The organism is Streptomyces phyllanthi (assembly GCF_009377205.1).
Classification (GTDB): Bacteria; Actinomycetota; Actinomycetes; order Streptomycetales; family Streptomycetaceae; genus Streptomyces; species Streptomyces phyllanthi.
On the sequence record NZ_VJZE01000074.1, the window covers coordinates 1 to 15,579 of the forward strand.

Consider the following 15,579-nt stretch of genomic DNA (forward strand, 5'->3'; position numbering starts at 1 on the left):
CACCCCCAAGCCCGCCCCTCCGGCCAAGGCCAAGGAAGCGCCCCGGACGAAGAAGGGCGACTCCGGCGGAGCGAAGACCGAGGGCGGCGGCAAGGGTGGCAAGGGCGGTGACGGCGGCGGGAAGAAGAGCCCCGCGGGCAGCGCCGACGACGACCTCCCCGAGTGGACGAGGGCGGAGGCCAAGAAGAGCGGTACCAACAACACCGCCGGTGACGGGGCGCGCGACGGGTACACGGGAGAGCGCCGCTACGGCGAAAGCGGTGCCGTACCCGGAAACGTCCACCCCGATCTCGCTCCCCGCCTGAAGGAAGCACAGGACGTGCAAGCTCAGGGGAACCATCTGGAGGAGTGGGATCCGGGCACCTGGGCGGAGTTCCACGCGTGCAACGATCTGATGAATGATGTCGGAGCAAGCCTCGACGAGATCGACTATCTCACCATCACCCGGGCGGACGGAGCGCTGTTCCCGTCGTGCGGCTGGTGCAGAAGAATTCTGGGAGGGGGCGGCGCGCGTGTCGGATCGGCCGGATAGCCCTCGCGAGGCAGGACTGCCGGAAAGGCTGTCGGACATCCTGGCGGAGGACGCCCGGTGGATGGCCTCCGAAGCGGACGTCCGGCACATCAGGGATGTCTGGGATGAGCTGGGAATCCACTGTGCGCCGACGGCGCTGCGTTTCGTCGAGGAATTCAACGGAACTGGCTTCGATTACCCCCGCCATCCGCTCGATCCAGGGACGCACAGCTGCGAACTGAACGCCGAGCGCGCCAGTCGCATCGTCAACGGCGAAAAGCTGAGGGGATACGAGCGGCGAACGGGAGAGAAGCTGACGCCCGTGGGCACCGCGGCTTCCGGTCCTCTCGTGCTCCTCGTCGCCGAGGGGGGCCGGACGTACGGCGCCTACGATGCGTTTCTCGCCCTCTATGGCGGGAGCCCGGAGGAAGCATTGGTGCATCTGGTCGACAGAGTCCGTCCTGAGCGGCTGGACTGACGGCGGCCATGACACACGACCGCTGACAGTGATATGAGAAGGCCTTCGGCCCCGCCCGACAGGGCGGGGGCCGGGTTCTGGAACCCTGGTGCGGATCACCGCGGTCCGGCAGCGGACCGAGACCCGCACGGTCCACAACTGCTCTCTCTGGTTGCAAGGGGAGCGGTCCAGTGTTGCGGAGGCAGAATTCCGTTCCCGGCCTCCCGCCGAACGGCCGTCCTGGGCCGTGCCGGAATGTCAGAGCTTGATGACCTCGATGGCCGGTCCGCAGAGCATGCTGATGTCCTCGGTGTCGGAGGTGAGGACGGTGACTGGTCCTGGCGCGGAGCGTGCGATGGCGGCGAGGACGGCGTCGATGGCGTACTTGCGGCCACTGAGGTGATGGTCGCGCAACAGTGCTGCCGCTTGGTCGGTGACGCCCTTGGTGACGTCATGGACGTCGATCCGGGAGAGTGCCCAGCGGATGCGGGCGGGGTGGATGCGTTCGTAGTCCGCCTCGAGGGTGGTCATGGTGGTCGTGGCCACCCGGATGCCTTCTTCCGAGGCTGCCTGGACGAGGGCCAGGACGGTGCGGTCCTTGAGGCAGAGCTTGGACAGGCCCTCGCTGTCCAGGAGGAGCGTGCCGGGCATCAGGCTGCGCCACCGCCCGAGTCACGCTGATCGTGGCGCAGCGCGGCGCGGGCCGCTTCGATCTCTTGCCGGGACAGCGGGTCGTTGTCGGTCTCGAAGTCGGCGACGATCTCACGAAGCTTGTCCATGGCCACACGCTGCTTCAGCGCCTCGGCCACGTAGGCCGAGAAGCCGCCGGGGCCCACATGGGTGCGCCAACTCCACGCGGCGCAGTTGGCGGACCCGTGAGGCCCCCGGGCGCCGGTACCACCGGTTCTGCGATGAAGGACAGCGTGGCCGGGCCCGCGCCCGGTCGGCCGGGGAGGGTTGTCCGAGGCTCCCGCCATCGCGGCAGACGGTACAAGGGCCGGTTCCTCCGGCCCTTGTACCGTCATTGCAGAGGGAGAGACCGCCGAGCCCCTGCAAGCGCCACGTCGAGGGCGTGGGCGTCGGCAAGGGGGTCGGGACGGTCGCAGCCGGCCATCGCCTGCGCCTTCCGTTCCGGCCGGAGCTGCAGCTCAGAGCCGCGCTGCGCTGGAAACGTCGGCTGGATGACTGGCTGGGCGGCGCTCCTACGCCCCGACGCCCAGGTCCATGACCGTCCAGCGCTGGTTGGACCCGGAGTTGGGGGTCCATACGGCGACAGAGGCGCCGTCGTACGTCGCCTGGCCGGCGACGTCGATCAGTTGACCGGTGGCCGCGTTGACGAAGGTCCAGGTGCCGTCGCCGGTGGTGGACATGATCCACTGGCCGGTGGAGTCCGGGCGGACGTCGTCCTGGGCGGGTTCGAGGACGAGCTTGCCGTCGCGTATGGCCAGGTAGCGGTCGGTCGACTTGTTGGTGAGGATGTAACGTCGGCGGTTGTCCTCGCCCGGGGACACCTGGGTCACCCGCCATTCCTGGGCGGCGTCGGCCTGGTCCGTGGTGCGGATGACGACGCCGGTGCCGTCGGCGTTCGGCGTCAGCGAGCGGTTGCTCTGCGCGCCGGTGAGCCGGTAGCCGTGGCCGGGCTGGATCAGGGCGGCGTCCGCCGCGACGCCGTTGACGCCGTCGATGCGGAAGCTGGTCACGGACTGGGCGGGCACGGTGAGCGTGGCGCGCTTGTCGGTCACCGGGACGGTGGCCTGCTCGACGAGGGCGCCGGAGGGGGCCGTGACCACCGGGGTGACCGTGGCCTCCTTGGTGACGTGCGCGAACTTCGACAGGTCGAGGGTGACGGTGCGCTCCTCGCCGGTGCTGTTGACGTGGACGACGGTGGCGCCGGACCCGTCGGCGGTGATGGCGGCGACGCTGTTGGCGTTGTCGGTCCTGGTCAGGCGGTCACCCGGCTTGATGTAGTGGGTGAAGTTCCGCGCCGTGTCGAACTTCCTGTTGACGTAGATCGGGCAGGTCTCCAGGGTGTCCTCGGCGGTGCAGTCGAACGGCATCTGGATGCTGCCCCAGTTGCCGCCCGTCGCCGACTCGCCGCCGGGCGCCATGTTGTCGTAGTCCTCGACGGGCTGCCAGAAGACCCAGGCGGTGGGCTCCAGTTGGCGCAGGTCGTCGATCATGTGCTGGGCCATGCCCAGTCCGGGAGCCATCGACTCGAAGTTCTGGCCGATCCTGCCCCAGTTGCCCTCCACCTCGCTCATCCACAGCGGCTTGCCGGCCGCCTTGGCCACGTCGCGGGCCGAGGTGCGGCCCGACGTGCCGTAGGTGTGTACGTTGAGCTGGTCGACGCGTTGGCGCACGTCCTGCGAGTAAGCGAGCCAGTTGCTGGTGAACAGCGACGGGTTGGTCTCGTCCATCGCGGAGATGACGGCGTCGGTGTCCGCGCCGTCCAACTCCTCGGCCAGCGCGCTGATCACCTTCTGCTGGAGGCCGGGTCCCATGTGGGCGCCCTCCTGGCGGCCGCCGATGGGCTCTCCGTTGGCATCCAGCGTGGTGCCCCAGTAGCCCGTGTTCGGCTCGTTGAGCGGGTCGATCGTGTCGACCTTGATGCCGTGCGCGTCCTCCAGGCGCTCGACCGTGCCGACGAGGTAGTCGGCGAATTCGTCCACGGAGTCGGTCTTGAGTTGGTCGGCCTTGGAGTTGAAGCCACCGGAGACGTAGCCGGAGACGGTCATGAACCAGGGCGGGGAGTTGCTGAACGCCTCCCAGTGGTCGATGTCGCCCTTGATGCGGTCCACCCACCAGCGCTGGGTGGCGTCGGCGTCGGGGTTCCAGTCGGCGGGATCGTCGGCGCTCCACCAGTCGACGTCCTCGCGGGTGGTGCCCTCGGGGGCCTTCCACCAGCCCTCTACGGCGCCGCCGGGGCGGAGGTAGTCCTTGACATCGGGGGCGTTGCCGCCGCCGACGTTGTAGCGGGCGATGTTCAGGGCGAGGCCGTCGTCGTCGAAGAGGAGTCGGGCGAGCTTCTCGCGTATCTCGTCGGGGTAGTCGCCGGTGGCGTTGGCGAACCAGACCAGGCTGGTACCCCAGCCCTCGAACGCCTGTCCCTGGTAGGAGGGGTCGGGGGTGATGGTGACGCTGCTGGTGGCGGCCTCTGCGGTGCCGGCGCCCAGGCCCGGCACCCCGGCCAGGGTGCCGGAGGCTACGACCACAGCGCTCGCGGCAGCCAGGAGGAGTCTTCGCATCATGGGTGGGTCTCCTGATGTTTACGTAAACATCGATAGTGCGAGCTGTTTACATGTGGGATCTCTTGTGCGTCAACGGATCGGACTTCACCTGATTGCATCGAAAGTTTCGTGTCATGCCGGAGATGTCGCTGATCGCACCCGTGAGGAGGCTGAGCGATCGTCGCCGGGGGAGGCATCCCCGCCCTCGTGGGTCAGCGGAAGCTGGTGGAACAGCCGTGGTCGTCGACGACAAGTCATGCCTTGGCGTACGCCACGAATGCCGTCCAGGCGGTTCGCTGGACGGCCAGGATTCCCGGTTGCTGGCCTTCGTGTCGCGAACCATCACGTGCTTCGGTCGTTGTCGGCCGCTTCAACGCAGTTCTCCGTCCCGGTGCAGGAGCTGGTGCCAGGGGTGCGGGCTGATCGTGCGCAAGCAACGCCCGCACCCCGGCGCCCAGTTGCGCTTCACCGACGCCGACGGCATGCGCCCGACCTGCTTCGCGACCAGCACCAAGGACATCGCGGTCGCTCAGCTGGAACTGCGTCACCGCCAGCGGGCCAGGGCCGAAGACCGGATCCGTGCCGCGCGGGCCACCGGCCTGCGCAACCTGCCGCTGCACGACGCCGCGCAGAACCAGTCCTGGCTGGAGATCGTCCGGATCGCCTTGGAGCTGCTGGCCTGGATGCCCCAACCGGCCGTGGACGGATGTGATCACCGACGCCCTGACACGGCTGGAAGCCCTCCCCAACCCCGGTTGAACAGCCGCGTCCCCTCCCTGCGAGCAGCACCACTCCGACCGGAGCCGTGGAACCAGGCGCCCACCCGACGCGACAGCCGGGCACCCGCGCTACCCGCAAACAGCCAACAAGCCGAAACAGCCCGCCAGTTGGACTGACGAGCCGTCATGAAAAGCCGAGGCTGAGCCTCTGGCGTCGGTCGAGGAGCGCGAAGTCATTGGTGCTCAAGGGCACGAGGAAAACCGCCTGGAGAGCGTACGGACGACACCCTCACCGTCGCCCGCGACGACTCCGGGCGGCTCACCGGCCTGGTTCCTCTGGGCGATCTGCCGGTGCCCTCCCTGCTCGGGACAGGTCTCGTGGGCACGAAGGTGCGGTGCGGTTCAGATTTTGATCACACGGATGCCGGGGCCGCACAGCATGCGGAGGTCTTCGGGGTCTGACGTCAGGACGGTCACGGGGGCGGGTGAGGCGAGTGCCGTGGCAGCCACGATGGCGTCGAGGGCGTACTTGTGGCCGTGGAGTCCTGCTGCGGCCAGGAGTCTGCTGGCGTGGCGGGCGATGGCTTCGGTGGGCGGGATGATGTTGACGCGGGAGGCGGCGTAGTCGAAGCGGGCCTGGTTGGTCTTGGGGTCGCGGGCTTCGACGAGGGTGACGGAGCTGGTGACGACGCGGATGTCCTCGGCCTCGGCGGCAGTCAGCCATTCGGTGAGCTCGGGGGTGCGTCGTACGAGTTTGGACAGGCCCTCGCAGTCCAGGACGAGAGTGCCGCTCACGCGGCGTCCGCCGAGCCCGCTGCGTCACCGCGCAGGATCGCCCGCTTGGCCTCGACCGCTGCCTGATCCACCGGCCCGTGCTCGGTCTCCGCGTCTTCGATGAGTTCGCGCAGCCGGTCGCGTTCGAGTTGGCGCTGGATGAGGGCTTCGACGTAGGCGGACATGCCGCGCTTGCCAGTGCGTGCCTTGAGGGCGGCGATGGTGCCTTCGTGGAGGGAAACGGAGACCGGGCGGATGGGGCCTTCGCCGGGAGCGGGCTCGGGGGTGGTGGCCATGGAGCCACTTTAACAAAACTCTTGTTATTGAGGTGGGGTGATTGGGCGGCGTTGTGGTTCGCCCGGAGGCAGGTGACGGATTGCCTCGCGGGGTGCAGATCTTGCATCCGGCAAAGGCGGGCGGGATGCGGGGCCATCCGGCGAAACCGGGGTCGGGGACCTCCTGTCCGCCTGATCCGCCTGTCTCCGGCCACGGCCCGTACCGGCCCTCGGCGCCCGATGGCAGCCTGGGCAGCGTGCCGCCCTGCCGTCGGACAACGGATCCAAGCGGGGTGTCTCTCACTACGCGAACACCGTGCCACGGTCATGAATCGGGGCTGCGCCTCGTCCGTGCCGTGCGCGGGCCCCTGCCCCGCCCGACGGCACCACCACGAGGTGAGCCGCGAGACACCCGGGCCCTGGTGGGGGCGGGGGCGGGCGAACCGGCGTGCGATCTACCCGGTTCGAACCGGTCCTGGGCTCATCCGTCCTGGCTTCGAACCGGCCGGGCCTGGCTGTCCCGGTTCACCGGCAAACCCGCCAGGAGCGCGCTCCGGCTGGCCCTGACATGCTCGCGCATCACGCGCTCGGCGCTGTCGCCGTCCTTCTCCAGGATCAGCTCCAGCACCCGGTGGTGCTCACGGTCCGACTGGAGCGCCCGGCCCGGCTGGCTGAGCGAGGTGTTGATCAGCCGGGAGTAGGCCAGCTGGTTCATCAGAATCCGGTAGTGGGCCCCCAGCTTGCTGTTGTCGGCACCGGCTATGAGCAGGTCGTGGAACTCCTGCACCAGCTCCGCGTACCGGCCCCGGTCGTCCCGCTCGACCGCCGCGTCCGCCTCGCGCAGGTTCCGTTCCAGCAGATCGATCTCCGGGACGCGGCCGCGCTGCGCGAGGAGCCGGGCGGCCGCACCTTCCAGGAGTTCCTTCATCTCGAAGAGTTCGGTGATCTCACGTCGCGAGGGGGTGGTGACGAACGTCCCGACACGCGGCCGGATCTCCACCAGCCCCTCGGTCTGCAACTGCTTGAGCGCTTCACGCACAGGCGTACGGCTGACGCCGAACTCCTCCGCGAGGGCGAGCTCCGAGAGCGGAGTCTCCGGCTCGATGTCACCCTTGATGATCCGCCGACGCATCTCCGCGATCACCCTGGCCTGCACCGACCCTCTCCCGGCCTCCGGCCGGGGGGACCCCCACTTCGGCTCGCTCTGTGCGCGATTCACCGACTTCCTCCGTCTCCCGGGCCGCCCCCGGTCATCCCAGCGGCGCGAGCGCGCCGCCGTCGAAGAACTTACCCGCGCTGTAGACCATCGGAGGATGCTCGGCGGCCACGGCGTGCACCACACGGCAGATGAACACCGTGTGCGTGCTCGCCTGGAGCCGCTCGCGGATCTCGACCTCCATCTGCGCGCTGCTCTTCGCCAGCAGCGGACTGCCGAACGGGCCGCTCTCCCACTCCACGGCGCTGAACTTGTCCTCGGCCTTGCTCGCGAACGTACCGACCACGTCGAGCTGCTCCGTGGACAGGATGTTGATCGCGAGGTGGTCCGCCCGGAACAGACAGTCGTGGGTGGAGGAGGTGCGCTGGACGCACACCATCACGGTGGCGGGATCGAGCGAGATGCTGGAGAACGCGTTGACGGCCAGTCCTCTGGGGGTCTCCCCGTCCATCGCGGTCACGACCGTGACACCGGTGACGAACTGCCGGTTGATCTGCTTCATCACGTCGATGTCGGGCTTCGCGGTGAGCGCCGTCATGGGGGTACTCCTAGTCATGTAGATCGTCAGTCCTGGCCCACGCGGATGACGCCGAGCGCCGCGAGCAGCGCCCGGGGGTCCCACGTCACATGCTCCTCGACGATCCGGTCGCCCTCGAAGCGGGCGAAGGTGGCACCGCTGACGTGGACGGACCGGCCGGTGGGCGGGACGCCGAGGAACGAGTTGACGTGTTTTCCGTCGCTGTGCCAGCGGATCGCGGCCTTGTCACCCTCGACCACGATGTCGTCGACGGCCGTGACCAGGTCGGGGAAGGCCGCCCGGGTCGAGACGATCGTGGCCTTGAAGCCGGCCAGGTCCTGCGGCTGCGGGTCTCCGCTGTGGCGGAGGTAGTCCGGGCTCAGCAGCTCGTCGAGGGCGTCGACGTCACCCTGCCCCCAGGCCGCGGCCCACACCTTCTCGATGAGTCCGCGACGGGCGTCAGACCGTGACATCTTTCTTCTCCTTTCGGTCCGTGCCCAGCTCCTTCCAGAAGGACACCGCCAGTCCGGCGATGATCACAAGGAACGGCAGGGACGTGACGATGACGGTGTTCTGCAGTGCGTTCAGTCCGCCGGCGAGCATGAGGACCACCGCCGTGACACCGGTGAGGACGCCCCAGAGGATGAGCACCGTGCGACGCGGGGTGAGCGAGCCGTCCGAGGTCATCATGGACAGCACGTAGGTGTTGGCGTCCGCGCCGGAGACGAAGAAGATCACGACCAGGATGGTCGCGATCACCGAGGTGACACCGGCCAGCGGGAAGTGGTCGAGGGTCGCGAAGAACGCGCTGTTGATGTCGGCCGCGGTCTGCTTGGCGATGTCGCCCTTCTCGAACATGTCGACGTGGATCGCGGTGCCGCCGAAGACGGTGAACCAGGTGAAGAACACCACGCTGGGGACGACCAGGACACCCATGATGAAGCCGCGGATGGTGCGACCGCGCGAGATACGGGCCAGGAAGACACCGACGAAGGCGCCCCAGGAGACCCACCACGCCATCATGAAGTACGTCCACCACTGCATCCACTCGAGCCCGCCGAAGGCGGTTCCCTGGAGGCTCATCCGGAAGAAGTCGGTGGCCCACATGCCCAGGGACTCGATGTACAGGTTCGCGATGAACACGGCCGGGCCGACGATCAGCATGAAGACGAAGAGGCCGATCGCCAGCAGCGTGCTGCCCTGGCTCAGGAACTTGATGCCCTTGCTGACGCCGGTCACCGCGGAGAGCGTGAAGACCGAGGTGACCGCGGCGATGATGAGGACCTGGCTCACCGAGTTCACCGGGACGCCGAACAGTCGGAAGAGACCGTTGTTGACCTGGAGCGCTCCGAGGCCCAGGGAGGTCGTGGTGCCGAAGAGCGTCGCGAACACGGCGAGCACGTCGATGGCCTTGCCGATCGGACCGTTCACCCGGTCACCGAGCAGCGGCACGAACAGCTGGCTGACCAGGGTGCGCCGGCCCTTGCGGTGGGTCGAGTACGCGATGGCCAGACCGAAGACGGCGAAGATCGCCCAGGCCTGCAGTCCCCAGTCGAAGTACGAGTACTGGAGGGCGCGCACGGCAGCGGCCGGCGTGTTCGGTTCGGCGAGGCCGTGCGGCGGCGTCGCCAGGTGGGAGATGGGTTCGGCTACACCGTACGAGACCAGGCCGATACCCATGACCGCGCTGAGGATCATGGCGAACCAGGTCGGCGTGGAGAACTCGGGGCGGTCGCCGTCCTTGCCGAGCCGCATGTCGCCGGCCGGGCTGAAGGCCAGGAAGACCAGGAACACCAGGATGGCGAACGTCACCAGCAGGTAGCTCCAGCCGAAGGTGGCCGTGACCCAGTTCAGCGAGGTGTTGGTGACCTTGTTGAGGTTGTCGGTGAAGAGAACGGCCCAGGCCACGAACACTGCGGAGATGCCGAGCGAGGTCCAGAACACGGAACCGAGCCTGCCGCCGCCGTGTCCCTCGTTCGTGCTCTTCGCGAGGTCGGCCTCGTCGCTGCCCGACGGCGTCTCGGGCGTCGTTCCCGTACCGCTTCGAAGGTTGCTGGACATGAAACTCCTTGAGAGTCCGCAGGGCCTATATGTACCCCCGCCCTGGCATGCAAGGAGCAGTAAGGCATGGCACAGATGGAGCGTCAAGGGTTCCGTCGCGACGAATCGCAACCGATATCGAACGCCGCCGATAACCGCACTTCACGGCGTTATTGCTGGTGAAGCAGGGAGTGCGTGAGGGTGTGGAGCGGCCCTTCCGCTCAACCCCTTGACCGTCGCTTCGGGCCATGCCTATGGTCCTGTGCCATGCAAGAGCGTATGGAACGCCCTGACGAGAGCATCGGTCTCCGGAAGCTCGTGCTCTACCGCGATGTCGTGTTCACCGAGGCGGGCGACGCGCCGGCCCGGCCCGCCCGGCGCGCCAGCGTCGCGGCGGTCGTCCGGAACCCCTGGCTGGGGACCGGGCCGGCGGAGGATCTCCTCGCCGAGCAGGAACGCGTCGCCCCGGTACTCGCCAAGCTACTGGCCGACCGGCTCATCGCCGCCCTGGGCGGAGTGGAAGAGATCGAGGCGTTCGGCAAGGCCGCCGTCGTCGGTACGGCGGGCGAGATCGAGCACGCCGGAGCCCTCATCCACACCCCGTACTTCGGCAACCTGGTGAGGGAGTTCCTCCGGGGTGAGTCGATCATCTGCTTCGCCGACACCCGGGCCGAGGCCGGCGAGACGCTGATCGTCCCGCTCTGGCACAAAACGCACGCGGCGACGCGCAGCCACTACCAGACCATCAGTGCCCGCGTCCCCGACGGCCCGCGCGCCGACGAGATCGTCGTCATCGCGGCCGCGTCGACGGGCCCGCGTCCGCACCCCCGGATCGGGGACCGCATGACCGACCCCGTCGTCACCACCCAGAACCTGGAGGTAGTCCCTTCATGAACGTCCGCAGGATCGTGACCGTCGTCGAGGAGATCCGCACCGAAGGCGGTCGCGCGGTCGAGCGCCCCGCCCGTATCGCCGTGGTCGCCGCCGTGATCGAGAACCCGTGGGCCGGCCAGGGCTTCGTGGAGGACCTCAACCCCGGTATCGAGGAGCACGCCTCCGACCTCGGCGCGCTGCTGGCCCCGGCGGTCCTCGACGCGCTGGAGGCCCCGGCCGAGGCGTACGGCAAGGCCGCCATCGTCGGTCTGGACGGCGAGGTCGAGCACGGCTCGGCCCTGATCCACACGCTGAAGTTCGGCGACCACTTCCGCAAGGCCGCCAATGCCACCACACTGCTGCCCGCGGTCGAGAAGCGCGGCCCGGCCGGTGTGGTCTTCGACATCCCGCTGAAGCACATCACCGACGCCACGATCCGCTCGCACCACCAGAGCTTCGAGGTCAGGATCAGCGACGCCCCCCACCCGAACGAGATCGTCATCGCTCTCGCCGCGGCCGCCCAGGGGCGCCCCCAGCAGCGTCTGGCGCCGCTCTCCACCGAACAGTAGGGATCCGTACGAAGTCATGAGCAAGCCGACCGTGGTGCTGCTGCACGGCGTCGGGCTCGACCACACCATGTGGGAGCCCACCGCCGCGCTCCTGGCCGACCGCTTCACCGTGCTCACCCCCGACCTGCCGGGCCACGGCACCCGCCCGCCGGTGCGCGACGGGGTGACACTCGCCGACCTGGCCGCCGGCGTGATCGGTGAGATCCCCGAGGGCTCGCACCTGGTCGGGTTCTCGCTGGGCGCGCTGGTCGCCCAGTACGTGGCACTGCACCACCCGAAGCTCGTGGCCACGCTGACCTCGGCCGGCTCGGTGTGCGCGCGTACGGTGGAGGAGCGGACGTCCGTGCTCGGCCGGCTGCGCACCGCGGAGGCCGACTTCTCCGCCGGCGCCGCCGCCTCCCTGGAGCGGTGGTACGCCGGCACCGACGTCGACGCCGACCGGGTGGCCCGGACCGAGGCCACCCTGCTCGCGAACGACGTGGAGTCCTTCCTCGCCTGCTACCGCGTGTTCGCCACGGCGGACGCCGAACTCGCACCCGACCTGGCCGCCATCGCCGTACGCGCACTCGCGGTGACCGGCGAGAACGACCCCGGGTCCACGCCCGAGATGACCCACCGGCTGGCCGCGGCGCTGCCCGACTGCCGTGCCGTGGTCGTCCCCGGGGCACGTCACATGCTGCCCGTCGAGCGCCCCGAGGCGTTCGCCGACGCCATCACCACCTTCATCGGAGCGTGCGCACATGACTGAACCCACCACGTGGCGGCACTTCATCGGCGGGGAGTGGGCCGAACCCTCGTCGGGCGAGTACTTCGAGAGCACCAACCCGGCCACCCGCGAGGTCCTCTACCGGGCCGCGCGCGGCAACGCCGCCGACATCCAGCGGGCCGTGGCCTCCGCGCGCGCGGCCTTCGAGGACCCGCGCTGGCGCGACCTCAGTCAGACGCGCCGCGGCCATCTGCTGCGCCGCCTCGGTGACCTGATCGCCGAGAACGCCGAGGACCTGGCCCGGATGGAGTCCCGGGACAACGGCAAGCTGCTGCGCGAGATGCGCGGCCAGCTGAAGACCCTGCCGGAGTACTACCACTACTACGCGGGCCTCGCCGACAAGATCCACGGCGACTTCATCCCCACCTCCGACCGCCAGGTGCTGAACTACACGTCCCGCGAGCCGCTCGGTGTCGTCGGCGCGATCACACCCTGGAACTCCCCGCTGACGCTGACCACCAGCAAGCTGGCGCCCGCGCTCTGCGTCGGCAACACCGTCGTGATCAAGCCCTCGGAGTACACCTCGGCCACCGTGCTGCGGCTCGCCGAGCTGGCGATCGAGGCGGGCTTCCCGCCGGGCGCGGTCAACGTCGTCACCGGGTTCGGCGCCGAGGCCGGGCAGGCCCTGGTCGACCACCGCGACCTGGCGAAGATCTCGTTCACCGGCAGCACCGCCACGGGCGCGCGCATCGCCGCCGCGACCGCGAGCCGTTTCATCGGCTCCACCCTCGAACTGGGCGGCAAGTCGCCCAACATCGTCTTCGAGGACGCCAACGTCCCGAACGCCGCGATGGGTGTCGTCGCCGGCATCTTCGCCGCCGCCGGACAGACCTGCATCGCCGGCAGCCGGGTGTTCGCGCACCGGTCCGTCTACGACGAGCTGCTGGAGCGGGTCACCGAACGCGCCCGCACCATCCGCATCGGCGACCCGCTGGACGAGAAGACCGAGCTCGGCCCGCTGGCCTTCGAGGACCAGCGCGACAAGGTGGCCGGGTACGTCGACCTCGGCCGTGGTGAGGGCGCCCGCGTCCTCACCGGCGGCCGGGCCACCGACGGCGGCCTCGGCGGCTACTTCTACGAGCCCACCGTCCTCGTCGACGTCGACAACGACATGCGCGTCGTCCGCGAGGAGATCTTCGGTCCCGTCGTCGCGATCATGCCGTTCGACACCGAGGAGGAGGTCGTCCGCCTGGCGAACGACACCGAGTACGGTCTCGCGGCCGGTGTGTGGACGACCAGCCTCTCCCGGGCGCACCGGATGGCGTCGCGGCTGGAGGCCGGCACCGTGTGGGTCAACACCTACCGGGCCATGTCCCCGATGTCCCCGCGCCAGGGCTTCAAGACCAGCGGTGTGGGCGTCGAGCACGGCACCGAAACGATCAAGGAGTACACGCGGCTCAAGAGCGTCTGGATCAACACGAGCGAGGAGCCCGTGGCCGACCCGTTCACGATGCGGAGCTGACATGCCACAGGTCACCGTCACCCTCGCCGAGGGCCGCACACCGGAACAGATCCGGGACCTGGTGCACGAGGTGCACGCCGCGGTCCTGCGCACCGTGAACACCCGGCCCGAGTACATCCGCGTCGTCGTCCACGAGGTCCCCCGCACGCACTGGGCAACCGGTGACGTCACCCTCGCCGAACGGGGCCTCCCCCGCTCGAACGAAGTGGAGAGCTCGGGGAAGGACGCCGCGTCAGCCAAGAAGGAGCAGCCATGAGGTTTTCGTTGTTCGTGCACATGGAGCGCTGGGACGAGGAGGTAAGCCACCGGCAGCTCTTCGAGAACCTCTCCGAGCTGACCCTGATGGCCGAGGCGGGCGGGTTCAGCACGGTGTGGATCGGCGAGCACCACGGGATGGAGTACACGATCTCCCCCAGCCCGATGCCGCTGCTGGCCCATCTGGCCGCGAAGACCTCGACGATCCGCCTGGGCGCCGGAACCGTGATCGCCCCGTTCTGGAACCCGCTCCGGGTCGCCGGTGAGTGCGCGCTGCTCGACGTCATCAGCAACGGCCGCATGGAGGTCGGACTCGCCCGCGGTGCCTATCAGTTCGAGTTCGACCGCCTCGCGGACGGACTGCCGGCCGCCGACGGCGGAAAGCACCTGCGCGAGCTGGTGCCGGCGGTACGGGCGCTGTGGCAGGGCGACTACGCCCACGACGGCGAGATCTGGCGCTTCCCGACCTCGACGAGCGTGCCCAAGCCGGTGCAGCAGCCGAACCCGCCCATGTGGATCGCCGCCCGCGACCCCGCCTCGCACGACTTCGCGGTGGCCCAGGGCTGCAACGTCATGGTGACGCCGCTGATGAAGGGCGACGAGGAGGTCGTCGCCCTCAAGGAGAAGTTCGACACGGCCGTGGCGAACCACCCGGAGGTGCCGCGCCCCGACCTGATGGTGCTGCGCCACACCCACGTCCACTCCACCGACGACCCCGAGGGCTGGCGCCCGGCCGCGGAGGCGATCAACCGCTTCTACCGCACCTTCGACGCCTGGTTCGGCAACAAGACCACGCCGACGAACGGCTTCCTGGAGCCCAGCCCCGAGTCGAAGTTCGCGGACCGCCCGGAGTTCCAGCCCGAGTCCCTGCACCGCACCGCGATGATCGGCACCCCCGCCGAGGTCATCGAGCGCCTGCGCGCCTACGAGGAGCTCGGCGTCGACGAGTACAGCTTCTGGATCGACAACAGCCTCCCCCACGAGGAGAAGCGCAAGTCCCTGGAGCTCTTCATCAAGGAAGTCGTTCCCGCGTTCCAGTAGTCCGCCCGCGCAGGCCATCTCCTGAAAACAGGGAGGTCGCAGGTCACTCCCCTTGACCTGCGGTCTCCCTGCCTCTGTCGTCGGCCTCCGACCTCGAATGACCCGAAAGAATCGTCAGTGGCTCGGTCGTCGAGTCTGCCAAGCTGGGGGCTCGCTGAGAGTGGAGGGGCTTCAGCGCAGCCGGCGCGCGCGCAGCACCAGGTCGTCGGTGTGGTGCGCGCCTGCGCCGCCGTCGGGTGCCACGCGTGGCCGCTGCTCGTCCACCTCCACCTCCCAGTCGTCGCCGAGCAGAGCGGCGACCATCGAGGGCCACACGTAGTCAGCCGGGTCGAAGCCGCTGTCGTGCGCCTGCTGGGTGTCCATCCCCGCGTGGTGTACGAGCAGCAGCACGCCGCCAGGCGCGACGGCCGCGAGCAGCGCTCGCTCGGCTGCGGCGTCGGGGGTGCGCAGCAGGGCCGGGTACTGGGCGGAGACCAGGTCGAAGGAGGCCGGCGGGAGTGCCGCCTCCGTCAGGGTGGCGTGTACCCAGCGAATGGTGAGGCCCGCGTCCCGTGCGTGCCCGGCTGCCCGCTCCAGCGCCACGCCCGAGACCTCGAGCGCGGTCACGTCCCAGCCGCCGCGCGCGAGCCAGACGGCGTCCGCGCCCTCGCCGCAGCCGACGTCGAGCACCCGCCCGGGTGCGAGCCCGGCGACCTCGGCCACGAGCGCACCGTTGGGCCGGCCGCTCCACAGTTGTTGTCGGTCGGCGTACCGGTTGTCCCACTCCGCCCGCACCGCGGGGTCTCCGACGTAGCCGTCGGCAGGCGAGGGGGTGCCGGACGCGGGCGCTCCTGCTGTGATGTTGTCGGTCACGGACCCACCGTCGCCCAACATGTCC

Annotated in this window: 17 protein-coding genes and 2 pseudogenes; 9 read left to right on the forward strand and 10 right to left on the reverse strand. The window is 69.2% G+C overall.

All coding sequences use genetic code 11. From position 1 onward, the window contains the following. Together FNH04_RS46525 and FNH04_RS13680 are read left to right on the forward strand one after the other, a co-directional pair. A pseudogene (locus FNH04_RS46525) lies at window positions 1–532 on the forward strand (hypothetical protein); the annotation flags it as partial. A gap of 61 nt (window positions 533–593) precedes the next feature. After that, window positions 594–989, forward strand: coding sequence for an SUKH-3 domain-containing protein (locus FNH04_RS13680; RefSeq protein ID WP_194236668.1), 396 nt, complete (start codon window positions 594–596; stop codon window positions 987–989). A 237-nt stretch (window positions 990–1,226) separates the two neighbouring features. On the opposite strand, the gene FNH04_RS13685 is transcribed toward FNH04_RS13680, so the two are convergent. The 3 genes from FNH04_RS13685 to FNH04_RS13695 all read right to left on the reverse strand — a co-directional run bounded on the left by FNH04_RS13685 (window position 1,227) and on the right by FNH04_RS13695 (window position 4,216). After that, window positions 1,227–1,619: a type II toxin-antitoxin system VapC family toxin gene (locus FNH04_RS13685; protein ID WP_152783885.1), complete on the reverse strand. Its 393-nt coding sequence runs from the start codon at window positions 1,617–1,619 to the stop codon at window positions 1,227–1,229. Then, window positions 1,619–1,747, reverse strand: a complete 129-nt coding sequence (locus FNH04_RS48620; RefSeq protein ID WP_265580033.1) for a hypothetical protein — start codon at window positions 1,745–1,747, stop codon at window positions 1,619–1,621. The genes FNH04_RS13685 and FNH04_RS48620 overlap by 1 nt, the downstream gene beginning before the upstream one ends. Before the next feature lie 423 nt (window positions 1,748–2,170). Further along, the gene (locus FNH04_RS13695) at window positions 2,171–4,216 is read right to left on the reverse strand and encodes a glycoside hydrolase (protein WP_152783887.1); all 2,046 of its coding nucleotides are present in this window, start codon (window positions 4,214–4,216) and stop codon (window positions 2,171–2,173) included. 377 nt (window positions 4,217–4,593) lie between these two features. Between FNH04_RS13695 and FNH04_RS13705 the strand changes: the two are divergent. Further along, a pseudogene (locus tag FNH04_RS13705) lies at window positions 4,594–4,954 on the forward strand (transposase); the annotation flags it as partial. Between the two features lie 362 nt (window positions 4,955–5,316). Here the strand turns inward: FNH04_RS13705 and FNH04_RS13710 are convergent. The 6 genes from FNH04_RS13710 to FNH04_RS13735 all read right to left on the reverse strand — a co-directional run bounded on the left by FNH04_RS13710 (window position 5,317) and on the right by FNH04_RS13735 (window position 9,757). Next, entirely contained in the window at window positions 5,317–5,709 is a 393-nt protein-coding gene (locus FNH04_RS13710; RefSeq protein ID WP_322723015.1) for a type II toxin-antitoxin system VapC family toxin, read from the reverse strand. Beyond that, window positions 5,706–5,984: a hypothetical protein gene (locus FNH04_RS13715; RefSeq protein WP_152783889.1), complete on the reverse strand. Its 279-nt coding sequence runs from the start codon at window positions 5,982–5,984 to the stop codon at window positions 5,706–5,708. Before FNH04_RS13715 ends, FNH04_RS13710 begins: the two co-directional genes overlap by 4 nt. A gap of 460 nt (window positions 5,985–6,444) precedes the next feature. After that, complete coding sequence (locus FNH04_RS13720) at window positions 6,445–7,119, reverse strand: GntR family transcriptional regulator (protein WP_322723016.1); 675 nt, start codon at window positions 7,117–7,119, stop codon at window positions 6,445–6,447. Window positions 7,120–7,213: 94 nt separating this feature from the next. After that, window positions 7,214–7,717 (reverse strand): flavin reductase family protein, encoded by a 504-nt coding sequence (locus tag FNH04_RS13725; protein ID WP_152783891.1) that lies wholly within the window; start codon window positions 7,715–7,717, stop codon window positions 7,214–7,216. A gap of 26 nt (window positions 7,718–7,743) precedes the next feature. Then, window positions 7,744–8,169, reverse strand: a complete 426-nt coding sequence (locus FNH04_RS13730) for an ester cyclase (RefSeq protein WP_152783893.1) — start codon at window positions 8,167–8,169, stop codon at window positions 7,744–7,746. Then, window positions 8,156–9,757 (reverse strand): BCCT family transporter, encoded by a 1,602-nt coding sequence (locus FNH04_RS13735; protein ID WP_152783895.1) that lies wholly within the window; start codon window positions 9,755–9,757, stop codon window positions 8,156–8,158. The genes FNH04_RS13730 and FNH04_RS13735 overlap by 14 nt, the downstream gene beginning before the upstream one ends. Before the next feature lie 246 nt (window positions 9,758–10,003). Between FNH04_RS13735 and FNH04_RS13740 the strand changes: the two genes are divergently transcribed. Genes FNH04_RS13740 through FNH04_RS13765 form a run of 6 tightly spaced genes read left to right on the forward strand, consistent with a single transcriptional unit; the run spans window position 10,004 to window position 14,702 of the window. Continuing rightward, window positions 10,004–10,630 (forward strand): amino acid synthesis family protein, encoded by a 627-nt coding sequence (locus tag FNH04_RS13740; RefSeq protein ID WP_152783897.1) that lies wholly within the window; start codon window positions 10,004–10,006, stop codon window positions 10,628–10,630. Beyond that, window positions 10,627–11,178 carry an amino acid synthesis family protein gene (locus tag FNH04_RS13745; RefSeq protein WP_152783899.1) on the forward strand — a complete coding sequence of 184 codons (552 nt, stop codon included), beginning with the start codon at window positions 10,627–10,629 and terminating at the stop codon, window positions 11,176–11,178. Before FNH04_RS13740 ends, FNH04_RS13745 begins: the two co-directional genes overlap by 4 nt. A gap of 16 nt (window positions 11,179–11,194) precedes the next feature. Continuing rightward, window positions 11,195–11,926, forward strand: coding sequence for an alpha/beta fold hydrolase (locus tag FNH04_RS13750; RefSeq protein ID WP_152783900.1), 732 nt, complete (start codon window positions 11,195–11,197; stop codon window positions 11,924–11,926). Beyond that, complete coding sequence (locus tag FNH04_RS13755) at window positions 11,919–13,406, forward strand: aldehyde dehydrogenase (protein WP_152783903.1); 1,488 nt, start codon at window positions 11,919–11,921, stop codon at window positions 13,404–13,406. Before FNH04_RS13750 ends, FNH04_RS13755 begins: the two co-directional genes overlap by 8 nt. A gap of 1 nt (window position 13,407) precedes the next feature. Next, the gene (locus FNH04_RS13760) at window positions 13,408–13,662 is read left to right on the forward strand and encodes a tautomerase family protein (protein ID WP_152783905.1); all 255 of its coding nucleotides are present in this window, start codon (window positions 13,408–13,410) and stop codon (window positions 13,660–13,662) included. Continuing rightward, window positions 13,659–14,702, forward strand: a complete 1,044-nt coding sequence (locus FNH04_RS13765) for an LLM class flavin-dependent oxidoreductase (RefSeq protein ID WP_152783907.1) — start codon at window positions 13,659–13,661, stop codon at window positions 14,700–14,702. The genes FNH04_RS13760 and FNH04_RS13765 overlap by 4 nt, the downstream gene beginning before the upstream one ends. A 171-nt stretch (window positions 14,703–14,873) precedes the next feature. Here FNH04_RS13765 and FNH04_RS13770 read toward each other — a convergent pair whose 3' ends face one another. Next, window positions 14,874–15,554, reverse strand: a complete 681-nt coding sequence (locus FNH04_RS13770; RefSeq protein ID WP_322723017.1) for a class I SAM-dependent methyltransferase — start codon at window positions 15,552–15,554, stop codon at window positions 14,874–14,876. Between the last annotated feature and the right edge of the window lie 25 nt (window positions 15,555–15,579).